Source organism: Streptomyces sp. NRRL S-1813 (assembly GCF_000719605.1).
Taxonomy (GTDB): Bacteria; Actinomycetota; Actinomycetes; order Streptomycetales; family Streptomycetaceae; genus Streptomyces; species Streptomyces decoyicus.
In genome coordinates, this window is record NZ_JOHB01000008.1 from 1 (window position 1) to 13,193 (window position 13,193).

A 13,193-nucleotide genomic window follows, 5' to 3' on the forward strand; every position below is an offset into this window, starting at 1 on the left:
GGTCGTCGATGAACACGTACAGTGCCGCCAGAAGGGCGTCCAGGTTTGTCGTCACACACAAGCCAACGGGCGCCCTTCGCCATGGTCGCGGCCAGCACAAACATCGGACTCAATCATCTAGGCCTCGGCGACGCGCCGGTGGTTAAGAGGTCGCGCAGATAGGCGTGGTGGGCTACCCCGGGAGTAGGACAGGCACAGGTCTCGGTGATCATCGAGTTGCGACGCTCTGTGATCACCGGGGAGACCTTCGCCTGTGCTGCCAGAGGGGCCGGCCTGCGCGGCGACCCCTCCGGTGGGCTGCCAGCGCCCACACATCACCGACCTGATCGGCGGTCAGCCCGCGGCGGCTTCTGCCCTCCCCATGGAGCGGAGTTGCGCGTCGACGTCGCCTGCCTGGCGAAGACCCGCTTGGTAGGCCGGTTCCCAGGCTGCCAGGTCGCCCATGTCCGAGCCGAAGGCGCGTACCGAGGCCGGATCGGGGCCGATGGTCACCATCGCGCATGCCCCCACGGCCGCCAGCTGCTGGTTGAGTGGCTCCCGGGGAAACAGGTGGGCCATCGGCTCGACCACGACCAGCGTGCGGGCTCCAACAGCGAGGTCGGCGTTGGGGCCCGCACGCAGCGCACCGTCCATGTACCGCCGGCCGTCGATGGCAACGGGCGGCGCGGCCCCGGGGAAGGCGCTACTCGCTGCCACCGCGTGCACCAACGGCACGCCGCTGTCGCGGTCCCACACCACGGGCTCACCGGTGGTTGCGTCCACGGCGGTGATCAGCAGTCGCCGCTCCGGCCACGCGTCCGCACCGATCAAGGCGGCGCGGCCCGCGATCAGCGTCTCCTCGGCCTGGAGGTCGGTGCTGTCGAGCGCGAGCCGGCCGACGCGACGCCTGGCCTCGCCGGGTTCCAGGCTGCGGTCGCCGAGTACGGCGAACACCTGGCCCATTCGCCTGGGGTCCACCTTGAGCCGGTGAGCTGGCTGGCGGGCCGACGTCGCGAGCCGCCCCGGGTCCTGGCCGGTGGCGAGTAGCGCTGCGACGATCGCGCCGGCCGACGTCCCGACGATCAGGTCGGCTTCGCCCAAGTCCCCGCCATCGCGGCGCAATCCGTAGGCCAGCCCTGCCATCCAGGCGGTGCCGACGTGACTCCCAGGACCCAGGACGAGTGCTCGGTCAAAGTTGCGCAAGGAGATCTCCCCTCGTTATTGAAACAGTCGTACCATATACTCGCTAATGCTGTTTCAACTCCGAGTCGCTGAGAGGAAGTCCACCATGGGGCGACCCGCTGACCCCGCCCGTCGCGAGCGCACACTGGCGCAGGCAACCGACTATGTGCTGGCGCACGGCTTGGCCGGGCTGAGCCTGAGGCCACTGGCCGCAGCCCTCGACACCAGCCCACGGATGCTGCTCTACGACTTCGGCAGCAAACAGGAGTTGGTCGCGGCGGTCCTCGCCGAGGCCCGTCGCCGCGGTGCTGTGCGCCTGGCCGAGCACCTTCCGCCAAAGACGGGCTCTGTGCAGGAGCGGCTGCACGGCATCTGGGCGTGGATCAGCGCAGACGACCGTGCGCCGTTCGTCCGGCTGTTCTTCGAGGTGCACGCCGACGGACTGGTTCACCCCGAGACCTACCCCGACCAGGGCGAGGCGATCACGGACTGGTTCGACACGCTCGGTGCCACCTTCCGCGACGTCTCCACCGGTCCTGACGACACCGTCACGCCCACGTTGGTCATGGCCGTTGTCCGGGGTCTGCTGTTCGATCTCACAGCTACCGGCGACCGCCACCGCACCGATCGTGCGCTGGACCGCTTCGCTGAACTCCTGAACCAGTAAGCGGTTCTGGCAAGGTTTTGCCAGGGTGGCACCACCCGGGAAATGACGGAAGCCGGACCGATGTCAGGGCCGGGAACACCGCCGAGTCGGAGCGATGCCGCGATCGCATTGGGCGGTCGCTGCCACCGCTACCGTCGTCTCCGTCGCCCGCCCGAATTCGGTAGATGTTTTCCGCTGATCTCGTTGCGCCGTCACCAAGCATCTTGCCTCCACCACTCCAGCCACCGCTCACGGCAGAGTGGGGGCCATGAATGCAGATCACAGGGACCTTCTGGCAGGGGCGCACGTAGCGACCAGGCTTCCGGCCCAGGAACCTGGACCGGGCGCGGCGTTTCTACGCCGAGCAGCTCGGCCTGGAGCCCGTCGACGAACGGCCCGGTGGGCTGCTCTATCGGTGCGGAGGCGTGGACTTCGTCGTGTTCCGATCGACGGGAGCCTCGCCCGGTACCTTCACTCAGATGGCATGGGAAGTCGACGACATCGAGACAGTCGTGTCGGAACTCAAGCGGCGTGGGGTGGTGTTCGAGGAGGTCGACGTGCCCGGGTTCCGCACGAGGCGCGGGATCGCCGAGATCGACGGGAACTACCCGAGCAAGGGTGCACGGGGTGAACGCGGCGCCTGGTTCCGGGACAGCGAGGGGAACATGCTGGGCATCGGCGAGCTGGTCGTCTGAGCAACGCACCTGGCCTGGGTGACGAAACGACCAGACTCCCAGGCTCAGACCACTGACTCGGCACAGCCCCTTGCGGCCGCGTCAGGTGGGACCGAGTCCGGTGAACAGGGACTGGGCCACCATGTCGGCTCCCTGCGCAGGGGTCAGCTCCGGCATCTCGTGCGCCGCGACGTTCGTGAGATGGACGAGCAGGGAGCGCGCCCATCGGTCCGGAAGACCGGGCCGGACGGAACCTTCATGGACGGCGCGGAGCATGAAGGCGTCGAGTTGCTCGAACAGCCGGCGGAGGCGGGCAGCCGCCGCTTCGCCCTGCACCTGCTGCAAGTCCACCGGCCACTGTCTGCTGACGGTGATGACGCCCTCCGCATACCGGTGCAGCGCCACGGCCACGGGAGCCTCGTCCAGCCGGGCCTGGGCGACGACCTTCTCGCAGGCGTCGAGCTTGGCCACGTGGACGCCGGCCCTCAGTGGCTCGCGGGTCTTGAAGCGACGGTAGACGGTCCGTCGGTCGACACCTGCCGCCTCCGCGATCGCCGCGACACTCGCGCCGGGGTCGAGCGCGAGAAGGCGTGCTCCGGTCTGTAGGACCGCGTCCAGGTTGCGTGCCGCATCAGCTCTCATCGAAAGCGCAAAGTCCGCAACCTCCGGCGCGATCCACGGCTGAGCGTGACGGTCAACCCGCCCGACGAGCCGTACGGGTACCCGGTGATCAGTGGCACGGCCCGGTTCGAGAGCGCGGGCAGCCGGGAGCGGATGGATGAACTGGCCGTCAAGTACACCGGCCAGATCTACGCCGAACACCACCCGGAGTCGTCCGCCAACCTCCCGGAGCTGATCACCGTCTACCTGACTCCCCAAAAGATCGCGGCCCGGTTCCTGTGAACCGAAGAGACGGACGGCGGAGGAGAGGAGAACGGCAACGGCGATGAAGACCCTTTCCGACCCCCGCAGATCCGTTGATCCGGCTCGTGCGGTGGCCGCGGCCACTCTCTGGGCAGCGGATCGCCGGGGCGGGTGCGAAGCAGGAGGCCCGTTGACTGCCTCTCCGATCATTCAGGGCGGTCAGAGGATCTTGGTCATGAACGTACTGTTCGGGTCGGGCTGGTAGTCCGCGAACGGGTCACAGAGCTGGAAGCCGAACTTCTCGTACAGCCTTCGGGCGGGCTGGAAGAACTCGGCCGAGCCGGTCTCCAGGCTCAGCCGCGTAAGCCCCATGGCTTTGGCTTCGCTGAGGATGTGCTCCAGCAACTGCGAGGCGATCCCACTCCTCTGCCGCGTCGGCCTGGTACGCATCGACTTCAGTTCCGCGTGGCCCGCGTCCAGCCTCTTGACCGCACCACAGCCCACCAGGCTGTCACCGTCCAAGGCCGACCAGAACGTGATTTCGGGCTTCCGAAGACTGTCGAGGTCGAGAGCATGCTTGCTCTCCAAGGGCGTGAGGGACCGCATCTGCTCGACATGTTCGGCCAGGAACTTGGCGATCTCCGGCCCGGAGAGGTCATCTACCACGATCCTCAACGCGCCCGCCCGTTCTCTCAAATCCCGGGGCCTGAGTGCCACCACGAATGTCGGATCTGCTTCTTAAGTAGGCCGGTCGAGACTATGTCGATCTTGAGGAGTGAAGCCACGTGTTTCGGGTGGCCCCGGCGTTTGGGGCCGGGGCCACGTCGCGAACCGATCGCGCTTGCAGGGGGGCACAGCCGACGTGCATGGCGGCGTACACAGAGGGATGGTTCCGGGGAGGCGTGCACGGAAACACTCCCGGAGGCGTCCCCGGTCGCCGGGCAGCGGGCAGCGGGCAGCGGGCAGCGGGCAGCGGGCAGCGGGCAGCGGGCAGCGGGCAGCCTGACAACGAGAGGCCTGGCGACGGAACCGGCGAAGACGCCGATCCGGAGAGGGCCGCCACCGCGCGCTCGTTCCCCGGTTGCGGCCCGGTCCGGCTCAGCTCAGCCGGGTCGTGGCGTACGCCTCGATGGAATCCCTCTGGTATTCGGCCAGGCCCGGCGCGATCGCTTCGTAGGCAGCGCGCCACGGCTCGTTTTCCACGCAGGAACGCCCGATCGCGCGATACTCCTCGGCGGAGACCGCTCGGAGCTCGACCAGCGCCCGGTACTGGGCATCGACCTCGGCCTGCACCGCTTCGGCATCGGCGGGCGTACCGGCGGCCAGCAGCTCGCCCAGCCGGATCATCTGTGCCGTGCGCTCGCGGTGCCCGGCCTCGATCTCGGCCTGGCTCATCGTCGAAGTGCGCCGCTCGATGGCCCCGGCCAGTTCCGGGAAGTCCCGCAGGCTCTCCATGTACTGGGCGGGCCGGACGCCCTCGAACAGGTTTTCCGGGCGGTTGATGCTCGTCGTGGGTCTGCCTTCCACCCTGGATCGCTCCAGTTCAGTGATCGTGCGGGAGACAGTGCCGGCCAGGACATCAAGCCGGTCCCGCTCCGCGAGCAGCCGCCGGTGGTGGCCGCGCAGGGCCTCCAGCTCGTCGACCTGTGCGGCCAGGATCCGGCTGATCTCAGGCAACCCCACGTCCAGCGCCCGCAGCACGAGGATCTGCTGCAATTGCAGCAACTGGGCTTCCTCGTAGTAGCGGTGGCCGTTGCTGCCGATCCGGGCCGGCGGTAGCAGGCCGATCTCGTCGTAGTGCCGCAACGTACGGGCCGTCACGCCCGACATCCGGGCGACCTCCGCGGTCGGCCAGGCCATCGCCGCCTCCCTCACGAATGCATCACCGGGCCGGTCTCTCCGGCCCTGGTCAGTACGGTAGAAGCTGCCGCTACGGCAGTTTCAAGCCCAGGACCGACCGTGTGGATCAGGGCGACGTCCTGAAGTCAGGAACGGAAGTGGGGCACGAGGCCCCGGCCCTGCGCGGCCTGCGCCACTGTCCCCGTCTCTGTGGGCGACGCTGCGCAGAACACGCTGGTCGTAGTGCCTGTCCCAGTTGACTGGCACCCATACGGCGCTCCATCCCGCCCTTCAGAACGACGGCTCGTCAGCAGGTGCGGCCCGTGTAGTGGGCGCCCTGAATCTTGTGGGCAGAGCCCAGCCAAGTCCTGCCCGGCCCGACGCACCACTCGTAGTCGGGCGCCCGAGCGACCTCGACTTTGATGACGACCCGCGAACGGTCGGAGGTGCAGTGGTTGTAGAAGGCGTCGGAGCCGGTCTTGTAAAAGCCGCACGGGTTGGCAGCCGCGGGGCTCGCGGCGGCGGTCACCGCGCCCAGGGAGGTCAAGACTAGGGCAGCGGAACCGAGGGCGCTGGTCACCATTCGACGAACACGCAAGGGAGAACTCCTTGGCCATGGGAGGAAGCGCTGGAAAGAGCGCGTTCTTCCTGATGAGTTGGATACCCGCCCAAGGATGGCCATGCCACCCCTCCCTGGTGGTCAAACACCGCACCGTTCACCCGGCGAATCGTTTCATCTCCTGTCTTCGGGGTGGAGGAGGACTTAACGAGCGTCTTGTCCTGGTGGGGTGTTTGGCAAGGCTGTGGTTCAAGCGGATGACGGTTGCTCTCGAGGGTGGCCCGTGGGGTTCCATGCGGGTATGGAGAACGCTCTGTGGGACCGGCTCTCGTCGAGGTGCACGCATTGGTGGACAGCCTCGTTTCGGCCGGGCGGAACGTGCATGCCATTGCTCTGATGCGTGAGCATGCCGGTCTGCCGACGCCGAGCCTGCATGAGTGTGTTGATCTGCTGGATCAGCGATTTACGGTGTTGCGGCAGGGGCCGACGAGTTCGTGATGATGCTGTGCGCGGTGGTCATGTGTCGCGCCGGTTCGGGGTCGCTTCGCGGGTGAGCCGGCGGCTTATACGGCCTTGGTGCGGCAGCCGGTGTCGGCCCATGCCTTGGTGATGCGGGGATGGTCGGCGGCGATGTTCGAAGGTACATGGATGCCGCCGGCCATCAAACACAAGGCCGCCGCTCATGGCCGGAAGCGGCCCAGAAGAACGCAGTTGAGGTGGACCGTTCAGCCCGGCACACTCGCCCGATGAGCCACAACGCACATCCGGGCAGCTGGGACGGGTCCTGGTACCGCGTCCGCACGGAACACTTCGAAGCCGCATTCCTGCCGAATACCGGCGAGGACCTGGAGTCGGTGGCCAATGTCGACGTCTTCGTGGATCTCAACGACGGCTCCCGCTGGAGCGCGACCATCATCACCCTCGCCCAGGTTGAGATCCTGATGAGGAGGTGGGCCGCAAGCGGGGAATCGCTGGGAGGCCGCTACTTCTGGTCCCCCGACGGTCTCATCGTCCGCGACGCCGGCATAAGCAACATGACCCAAGTGCTCGCCGGCCTGATCGAGACCGACGAGTTCACTCAGGTCCTTCACCGCCTCGACGACTGACGGTCGTCCCCCGGACCGCAACAGACTCATTCTGACGTGATCAGTTATTGAGTGGCTCCTTGTCCTGCGCATCGAAGCGCCGACGGGCCGCCTCGACCCGGTCCAGGTACCGGCGGGTCCAAGCGGCCTTGCCGTGGGCCGTCTCGCGCTGCCATGTGCCGACGCCCGCCACGGCAAAGCGGGCGTCGGCACATGGCGGCGCCCTCTTGGTGCCCACTCCGGAAACGATGTCCCCCCGCCAGCGGGTCAGCACGCATTACGTCCGCGCGCGTTACGTCCCTGGCGTCGGGCGCACGCCTGAGCTGCTCGGCAACCACCGTAACCACAAGGTTCCCCTGTCACCGGAAAGTGCGTTCTTCCACGTCAGAGCCCACCCACCTAGGGTTTCTGACGAACCAGAAGAGATCACTGCGCCGCCGGGCACCCCGCCGCGGCCGACCCGGCATGGAGCCGCTCATGAGCATCCTGAAGACGTACGCCCGCCTGTGGACCGACGACCTCGATCGCGCGCTGCCGCTCCTTGCGGAACTCACCGGCGCTGAGCCGGACCTGCGGCTGGCGTTCCATTCTGTCGAACTGGCCGCCATCGGTGATTTCCTCGTCATCGCAGGTCCGGCCGAGGAGCGCGCAAAGTACGCGCACGCGTCCGCCACGGTGGTCGTCGAGGACTTGGACGCCCTCGCACTGACCCTGAAGGCCGCCGACGCCACCGTCACCACTCCTACGACGAGCGGCCCGACCGGGCGTTTCCTCTACGCCCGCCACGCCGACGGCGCGGAGGTCGAGTACGTCGAGTGGACCCCGGAGGTGATCCGCCGGGTCATCCATCGGTGACCTCGCACTCGCCTCGCCTCGCGCGACATCGAGTAGGAGCAGGCACGGACAGGCAGCACCCACACCTTGCCCTGGTGGGCTTAGCAGCAGCAGGAGGTGTCGATCTCCTCGAACGTAGCGAGTTCGGCGTGCTTGCGGCGGGTGGTGGCGGTGACCTCGGTGCTCTCGACCTCGACGCCGAGATGGTTCAGGCGGGTCCTCTGGCCGGGGGCCTGGAGCGCGGCAAGGCCGGCCTGGGCCGGTTCCACGGCGACAGCGGCGTTGCCGTGCTCAGGCGCTGGGGTGACCGTACGCGTCGATGACGTAGGCCCGTGCGTCGGGGCTTCCCAGGTAGGTGGCCGTGCAGGCGGCCAGGAAGCGCGGGCCGAGCCGGGCGAAGAAACCGTATGGAAGCGCATGCGGTGTTGCGACACCACAAAGCCCAGGTCGGCGGGCTCCATTGGCGGCAGTGAGCAGCCGAAGGACAGTTCAGGGAGGGGCGGGGCCCGGACCGCTCGTCCGAGATCGGGAACAGGCACTGATGAGAACATGGGGCAACACACTGGCCCGCAGGCCCTGTATGATCATGATGTAACTCCGGCACACCGCACGGAGTCACGCGTCTGTGGTCCAAGGAAAGACGCCCGCCAGCCGGCGGGAAATGTAGGTGCAAGGCCTGCCGGGCGCTCCATATACAAGGGCCCCGCCTCATGAAGGCGGGGCCCTTGTGCCGTTCCGACCCCGGGCACTCTTGCTCGGGGGCCCCACGGCCAACGGACGGCGCCGCGGATGTGGAACGCGTCGCCGAAAACAGCGCTTCCTACCACCCGCCGCCGGTTATCGGCACTACGGCCGGATCGCACCATGGCTCAGCCCAGCGCGTCCATCAGGGCGGTGACATAGACATCCAGCCGCTCCTCCACGGCTCGCGTCGTCAGCTCTGTCCTCCCCGCCTCCCGCCATGGCTGCGCCACCAACTGCACTTCTTCTGAGCACGCCAGTGCGTCCCGCACCTGCCAGTACAGCCGCTCGCTCGCGGCCGTGGCCAGCACCCCGCCGGCCTCCTCATACGTCTCAGCGAACCGCAGACCCCACGCCGGGCCGTGCAGCAGCGCGAGATTGGTGGAGCAGTGCGCCACATCGAGATCCGCCGGACCCCAGGAGGTCGCTGCCCAGTCGACGACGCCGGTGATCCGGGCATCTGCCGGCCTTGGGGGCGGCACGTCGAACAGCACGTTGCCGGGTTGAAAGTCCCGGTGCAGGAATCGCCCTTCATAGGGCGGCGCGGGCCGGCGGATCACGTCGATGGCCGCGACCCAGGCCGCCGCGTCGGCACCTGTTGGAGTCACGACGGTGTCGGCGGTCGTCAACGCCACATACTCCCGGGGCCGCTCGGCGGGTCGCAACGCGTGGATCGCCACGAGTTGACGGGCCAGCAGAGGAACGCGCGTCTCCAATCCCTCATCGTCGAGGAACGTCCGGCCTGCCAGATGTGTCATCAGGAGCGATGGATACTCGCAATGCGCGGCGGTCGGATCAACCGCGACCAGTCCAGGAGCCGGCACTCCGGTCCCCGGGAGCAGGGTCAGGGCGCCGGCCTCCCTGTGCAGCCAGTCCTCGGCGTGTCCCGCGGAGAACGGGTCGACGAAGCTCCGCAACACCAGGTCACGGGTGCTTCCGTCCCGCGTGCTGATGGTCAGCCTCCGCATTTCGGCAGTGATGCCGCCGTGCAGCGCCTCAGTTCTGACGATCCGTTCGCCGGCCTCCAGGTGCCGGCTCACCCAAGCCAGTGTCAACGGTAGGACAGCCGCAGCCTCATCGTGGTGGGTCACCGTGCCACCTCATCATCCGGAGGGCGGCACGCGCGAAGGTTTATGCGGGAGAGCTCCGACAGTCGCTGCACAGCAGGATCATCCACCAGCAGCACCGAGTATCCCGGAAGTAGCTGAACGTCTCCGATCACCGCGAACCCGGCCCCCTTCAGCCCCTTGAGCACTGTCGGATTCTCACCCCGAAGTGCGCTGCCGATCCGGTCCTGCCGCCAGTCATCAGTCACCATCGGTGACTCTACCCATGGCTGATCAGCCATGGGCTATTCCGCGCAGAGAGGAGTTCCAGCTCGTCCGCGAGGACACCGGCCAGCCGGCCCCGTGCGCCGACGCCGTTCTGGCCCACGCCGCGAAGCTGCCCTCCCCGGGCGACGGCAGCACCCTGCACAGCGAACTGCTGACGTCGATGGCCGAATCCGCCACAGGCATCTGCACCAGCCTCGCCCAGGTGCGCCGCCAGCTGACCGGCGCCCGAAGCCACCTTGCCCAAGCGGCCCGAGAAGAAGGTGTTCGCCTCCTGGCCCTGGGGGTCCGCCCCTCCCCCGCCACACCGGCCCTACACCCGGGACGAGTGGCTGGACCAGCTGTCCACTACCGGCCTCCACACCCAGCAACCGTCGGCCAAGTTGGCGGAAGCGCTGGCGGGCATCGGCGCCGCCATCGACGCGTTCGGAGGCAGTTTCACGATGCGCTACACCACCCTCGTGGCCACCGCGACGCGGACCAATGGCGCCTGACCCGTCATCACGGATCACCCCTCCTCGCCCTTGTCGAAGTCGGCGGCGCGCAGGGGCGGGAGGCCCTCCGTAGGGGGTGGACCTTCGGTCGTCACCGGCAGCCTGGCCCCTCTCCCCGGCCACCCCGTCCGGCCACGGACACGGACACGCGAACACCTTCGGCGTAGCAGCGCAGTTGGGCTGACGGTCACAGACTCCTACCCCTGCCTGGTTGTCGCCGGCTGCCGGAGATCCGAGTGCCGGCCCCGGCGCGTCGAGGACCGGCATCACGATCCGAGCCAGCGGGCGCGCCCCCGTCACGGCCGGGCCGTCGTCGATGCCCGGCCGGCGGGTCTTCCCGTCGCACCGGAGCTGGGTCATCTGGGCGCACCGGAGCCCGGGTCATGATTTTGCGGTCCGTGACCACGATGATCAGTCCCAGGACACTGACGAGCACCATGATCAGGGCAATCACATGCAGGCGGTGATCGTTGACCTGAGTGTGGAACACGACGGAGATCAGCGCGGACGACGCGATCGAGCCGAGGAAGCCGAAAGTTCGGAACAGTCCCGCAGCGGTACCGATCCGGTCGGCTGTGACCTGGGTGTACAGGGCCGTCTGGTTGGCGCTGATGGTCGTGCCCAGGGTGACGCCGAAGAGCAGGGTGATGACCACGATCCAGGCGATCGGGGTGCTCGTGGTGAGCGCGCACACCCCGACAGAGGCGGCCAGACAGGCCACAGCCGCGACGACAAGCGGCGTGCGGACCAGGTTCCGTTGTGAGATCGGCCGGACGAGCAGGGCGGAGAGCGCGCTCATGGGCAGCAGGAGCAACCCGGCCTTCTCGGAGGACATGCCGCGGCCGGCCTGGAGCCACTGGGTGAGGCCGTAGAGGACGGTGTAGACACACAGCCCCGCCAAGGCGAAGCGCAGATAGGTGCGGGTGAGCGCCAGGTTCGTGCCCAGCAGCCGTACGTCGAAGAACGGACGGCTCGCCCGCAGTTCCCACCACACGAGCCCCGTACCGGCCACGACGGCCAGGCCGAGCGCGATCCAGTCGGCGCGCGGCAGTCCCATCAGGAACACCAACAGGGCTGCCATCGCCCCGCCGAAGCCGACGATGCCCGCCACGTCGAGGCGTGCCGCGACCTCCCGAAGCGTTCGCGGCCCCTCGACCGGGAGGTCGGAAGGAATCCAGAAGAAGGCCATGGCCAGGGCCAGGAGCGCGAAGGGGAGGTTGATGAGGAACGTGGTCCGCCACCCCCAGGCGTCCACCAGCACGCCGCCGAGCGGAAGGCCGAGGGCGGACGTGGCAGCACCGGCGATCATCAAGCTTCCGAGCACGCCGCCGGGCGGCGCGTCCAGCCCGGCCGCCGCTGCCCGGCGGCGGATGAGCAGCATCGCCGAAGGGTAGACGGTGGAGCTGCCCACCCCGATCAGTACCCGGGCCACGACCAGGCCGGTCAGGTTCTGCCCCGCCCCGCCCACGATCCCGCCTGCCAGGACGATCAGGACGCCGACCAGGAACACCCGGCGCGGCCCGAACTCCTCCGCCAGCTTCCCGCCCATCGGCTGGGCAACCGCACTGGCGAGGTACAGCGCCGACACCAGCACCGCGGTCCGACCCACGGAGACATGGACGGCAGCCGCGATCGGCACCAGCGCGGTCGCGATGAGCGAGCTGTTGATCGCGTTGATCGCCGATCCGGTGAGCAGCGGCGTCACGAACCGCCAGGAGTACGCGTTCGTGGCGTGCGAGGTGCCGGGCGACGTCGGCATCACAGGCTCTCGCCGAGCCGTTCGATCAGCGGCGCCGCCGCCATCAGGGTCTCCAGCTCGGCGCGGGTGAACCCGCCGGCGACAAGTGCCTCCGCCAGCTGCTCGGCCCGGGCGCTGCGCCTGTCCCGCAGCGCCCGCTGCCCGGCCTTGGTCATCGACATGGCCACCCGTCGGCCGTCGGCGGGATCGGGGCGGCGCTCCACCAAGCCGCGCGCTTCGAGCCCGGCGAGCGTCATCCCCATTGCCTGCGGCGTGATCTGCTCGGCCCTGGCCAGTTCGCTCGTCGTGGCCGACCCGGCCCGCTCCAGGCGCGAGAGGACCGACACCTCAGGAAGCGTGAGCTCGCCCTGGACCGGCTGGCGAAGCCGTCGCACGAACAGACCGAGACTCACCTGAAGCGCCGAACCCACCGCGTTCACCTTCAGTTCGTCCACCATGATGCGAAAGCTAGCTTTCACAGGTTGGGTTTTCAACCCAGCTTTCCTAAATTCGTTGACAGCGCGTCAGGATGGACTTGGGCGTGGCCAGTTCCGGGCAGCCCCCGAGCAGGAACGTCACGTGGTCTCGTCCCGGTCAGTGGTATGCGTGGACGACGGCGTGCCCCTTGCCGCGGCCGATCATCCACTTGTTGACCGGGGTCGTGAGCAGAAAGGCGATGGCGAACCCGCCCCACAGCGACGTCCAGAACAAGGTGTCGGAAAGGTGCGCGTCCATGGCGCCGGGGACCAGGGCGACGATGCCGTTGTCGACGAGCTCCATCACCACGATGGAGACGGTGTCGGCCGCCAGCGCCACCTTGACGGCGCTCTTGAAGTCCAGGCCGGCCTTGCGCACCGCGAACAGGGTGAAGGAGTAGCCGAAGACGAAGGCCAGGACGATCGCCAGAATCATGGTCGACACGTTGCCCCACATCAGGGCGGTGCCGATGACCATGCCGAGGATCTCGCCGATGGCGCATCCGGTCAGGCAGTGCAGTGTCGCCTTGGCGGCGGCGCCCCAGGTCGCTGTACCTGGCCGGCGCCCGCCATGGTCGGGGTGCGTCTCGTGCGCGGCGGGGTCGTGAGCGGTGCCGGTGTGATGTGCGGCGTGATCCATGACCGTCATCCCCCTTCCCGTCCAGTGTGGTCCGTTCCTGCGGCCCGCGCCCGAAAACCGATACCCACTGGGGGTATCTCGTACCTTTCGAGTTCACCAAGAGGGGTGGGG

Annotated in this window: 17 protein-coding genes and 4 pseudogenes; 8 read left to right on the forward strand and 13 right to left on the reverse strand. The window is 68.2% G+C overall.

Annotated features, from left to right (window positions below):
- Positions 1-333 precede the first annotated feature (333 nt).
- The gene (locus tag IF67_RS0114100) at positions 334-1,182 is read right to left on the reverse strand and encodes a patatin-like phospholipase family protein (protein ID WP_030985572.1); all 849 of its coding nucleotides are present in this window, start codon (positions 1,180-1,182) and stop codon (positions 334-336) included.
- Between the two features lie 85 nt (positions 1,183-1,267).
- Here IF67_RS0114100 and IF67_RS0114105 point away from each other — a divergent pair, with 85 nt between their 5' ends.
- On the forward strand, positions 1,268-1,828 hold the full coding sequence (locus IF67_RS0114105) for a TetR/AcrR family transcriptional regulator (protein WP_030985574.1): 561 nt from the start codon (positions 1,268-1,270) through the stop codon (positions 1,826-1,828).
- 247 nt (positions 1,829-2,075) lie between these two features.
- Positions 2,076-2,502 (forward strand): annotated as a pseudogene (locus tag IF67_RS39140) (VOC family protein).
- An 81-nt stretch (positions 2,503-2,583) separates the two neighbouring features.
- Here the strand turns inward: IF67_RS39140 and IF67_RS0114115 are convergent.
- Positions 2,584-3,123, reverse strand: coding sequence for a TetR family transcriptional regulator (locus tag IF67_RS0114115; RefSeq protein WP_030985577.1), 540 nt, complete (start codon positions 3,121-3,123; stop codon positions 2,584-2,586).
- Between the two features lie 45 nt (positions 3,124-3,168).
- Here IF67_RS0114115 and IF67_RS0114120 point away from each other — a divergent pair, with 45 nt between their 5' ends.
- Positions 3,169-3,384 (forward strand): hypothetical protein, encoded by a 216-nt coding sequence (locus IF67_RS0114120; RefSeq protein ID WP_051818036.1) that lies wholly within the window; start codon positions 3,169-3,171, stop codon positions 3,382-3,384.
- A 180-nt stretch (positions 3,385-3,564) separates the two neighbouring features.
- On the opposite strand, the gene IF67_RS0114125 is transcribed toward IF67_RS0114120, so the two are convergent.
- The 3 genes from IF67_RS0114125 to IF67_RS0114135 form a co-directional block, all read right to left on the reverse strand.
- Positions 3,565-4,020: a GNAT family N-acetyltransferase gene (locus IF67_RS0114125; RefSeq protein WP_030985580.1), complete on the reverse strand. Its 456-nt coding sequence runs from the start codon at positions 4,018-4,020 to the stop codon at positions 3,565-3,567.
- A 423-nt stretch (positions 4,021-4,443) separates the two neighbouring features.
- Positions 4,444-5,205 (reverse strand): MerR family transcriptional regulator, encoded by a 762-nt coding sequence (locus IF67_RS0114130; RefSeq protein ID WP_030985582.1) that lies wholly within the window; start codon positions 5,203-5,205, stop codon positions 4,444-4,446.
- 286 nt (positions 5,206-5,491) lie between these two features.
- Positions 5,492-5,764, reverse strand: coding sequence for a DUF6355 family natural product biosynthesis protein (locus IF67_RS0114135; protein WP_030985584.1), 273 nt, complete (start codon positions 5,762-5,764; stop codon positions 5,492-5,494).
- Between the two features lie 327 nt (positions 5,765-6,091).
- Between IF67_RS0114135 and IF67_RS43705 the strand changes: the two genes are divergently transcribed.
- A complete protein-coding gene (locus IF67_RS43705) occupies positions 6,092-6,241 on the forward strand; it encodes a hypothetical protein (protein ID WP_158713089.1) in 150 nt (49 codons plus the stop codon).
- Between the two features lie 68 nt (positions 6,242-6,309).
- Here the strand turns inward: IF67_RS43705 and IF67_RS45970 are convergent.
- Positions 6,310-6,402, reverse strand: a pseudogene (locus tag IF67_RS45970) (IS5/IS1182 family transposase); the annotation flags it as partial.
- A gap of 87 nt (positions 6,403-6,489) precedes the next feature.
- On the opposite strand from IF67_RS45970, the gene IF67_RS0114145 reads away from it, so the two are divergent.
- Complete coding sequence (locus tag IF67_RS0114145; RefSeq protein ID WP_030985586.1) at positions 6,490-6,849, forward strand: hypothetical protein; 360 nt, start codon at positions 6,490-6,492, stop codon at positions 6,847-6,849.
- A gap of 40 nt (positions 6,850-6,889) precedes the next feature.
- Here IF67_RS0114145 and IF67_RS43710 read toward each other — a convergent pair whose 3' ends face one another.
- Entirely contained in the window at positions 6,890-7,066 is a 177-nt protein-coding gene (locus tag IF67_RS43710) for a hypothetical protein (RefSeq protein WP_158713090.1), read from the reverse strand.
- A gap of 239 nt (positions 7,067-7,305) precedes the next feature.
- Here IF67_RS43710 and IF67_RS0114155 point away from each other — a divergent pair, with 239 nt between their 5' ends.
- A complete protein-coding gene (locus tag IF67_RS0114155) occupies positions 7,306-7,683 on the forward strand; it encodes a hypothetical protein (protein WP_030985588.1) in 378 nt (125 codons plus the stop codon).
- A gap of 80 nt (positions 7,684-7,763) precedes the next feature.
- Here IF67_RS0114155 and IF67_RS42970 read toward each other — a convergent pair whose 3' ends face one another.
- The 3 genes and pseudogenes from IF67_RS42970 to IF67_RS41395 all read right to left on the reverse strand — a co-directional run.
- Entirely contained in the window at positions 7,764-7,931 is a 168-nt protein-coding gene (locus IF67_RS42970) for a hypothetical protein (RefSeq protein WP_420708652.1), read from the reverse strand.
- 600 nt (positions 7,932-8,531) lie between these two features.
- On the reverse strand, positions 8,532-9,443 hold the full coding sequence (locus tag IF67_RS0114165; RefSeq protein WP_420708653.1) for a phosphotransferase family protein: 912 nt from the start codon (positions 9,441-9,443) through the stop codon (positions 8,532-8,534).
- 95 nt (positions 9,444-9,538) lie between these two features.
- Positions 9,539-9,718 (reverse strand): annotated as a pseudogene (locus tag IF67_RS41395) (diadenosine tetraphosphate hydrolase); the annotation flags it as partial.
- A 17-nt stretch (positions 9,719-9,735) separates the two neighbouring features.
- Between IF67_RS41395 and IF67_RS42975 the strand changes: the two are divergent.
- Positions 9,736-9,972 (forward strand): annotated as a pseudogene (locus tag IF67_RS42975) (hypothetical protein); the annotation flags it as partial.
- Between the two features lies 1 nt (position 9,973).
- Positions 9,974-10,228 (forward strand): hypothetical protein, encoded by a 255-nt coding sequence (locus IF67_RS0114170; RefSeq protein WP_030985593.1) that lies wholly within the window; start codon positions 9,974-9,976, stop codon positions 10,226-10,228.
- 187 nt (positions 10,229-10,415) lie between these two features.
- Here the strand turns inward: IF67_RS0114170 and IF67_RS0114175 are convergent, their stop codons facing one another.
- From IF67_RS0114175 to IF67_RS0114185, 3 genes are all read right to left on the reverse strand, one after another.
- A complete protein-coding gene (locus IF67_RS0114175; RefSeq protein WP_063754348.1) occupies positions 10,416-11,987 on the reverse strand; it encodes an MFS transporter in 1,572 nt (523 codons plus the stop codon).
- A complete protein-coding gene (locus IF67_RS0114180) occupies positions 11,987-12,424 on the reverse strand; it encodes a MarR family winged helix-turn-helix transcriptional regulator (protein WP_030985597.1) in 438 nt (145 codons plus the stop codon). The genes IF67_RS0114175 and IF67_RS0114180 overlap by 1 nt, the downstream gene beginning before the upstream one ends.
- A 136-nt stretch (positions 12,425-12,560) precedes the next feature.
- Positions 12,561-13,082, reverse strand: coding sequence for a DUF4396 domain-containing protein (locus tag IF67_RS0114185; protein WP_030985600.1), 522 nt, complete (start codon positions 13,080-13,082; stop codon positions 12,561-12,563).
- Positions 13,083-13,193 lie beyond the last annotated feature (111 nt).

Bases quoted from the DNA above. Each gene is read 5' to 3' on its own strand.
- IF67_RS0114105 (WP_030985574.1), top strand. From the start codon at position 1,268: ATGGGGCGACCCGCTGACCCCGCCCGTCGCGAGCGCACACTGGCGCAG.
- IF67_RS0114115 (WP_030985577.1), bottom strand. From the start codon at position 3,123: ATGAGAGCTGATGCGGCACGCAACCTGGACGCGGTCCTACAGACCGGA.
- IF67_RS0114130 (WP_030985582.1), bottom strand. From the start codon at position 5,205: ATGGCCTGGCCGACCGCGGAGGTCGCCCGGATGTCGGGCGTGACGGCC.
- IF67_RS0114145 (WP_030985586.1), top strand. From the start codon at position 6,490: ATGAGCCACAACGCACATCCGGGCAGCTGGGACGGGTCCTGGTACCGC.
- IF67_RS0114155 (WP_030985588.1), top strand. From the start codon at position 7,306: ATGAGCATCCTGAAGACGTACGCCCGCCTGTGGACCGACGACCTCGAT.
- IF67_RS0114175 (WP_063754348.1), bottom strand. From the start codon at position 11,987: ATGCCGACGTCGCCCGGCACCTCGCACGCCACGAACGCGTACTCCTGG.
- IF67_RS0114180 (WP_030985597.1), bottom strand. From the start codon at position 12,424: ATGGTGGACGAACTGAAGGTGAACGCGGTGGGTTCGGCGCTTCAGGTG.
- IF67_RS0114185 (WP_030985600.1), bottom strand. From the start codon at position 13,082: ATGGATCACGCCGCACATCACACCGGCACCGCTCACGACCCCGCCGCG.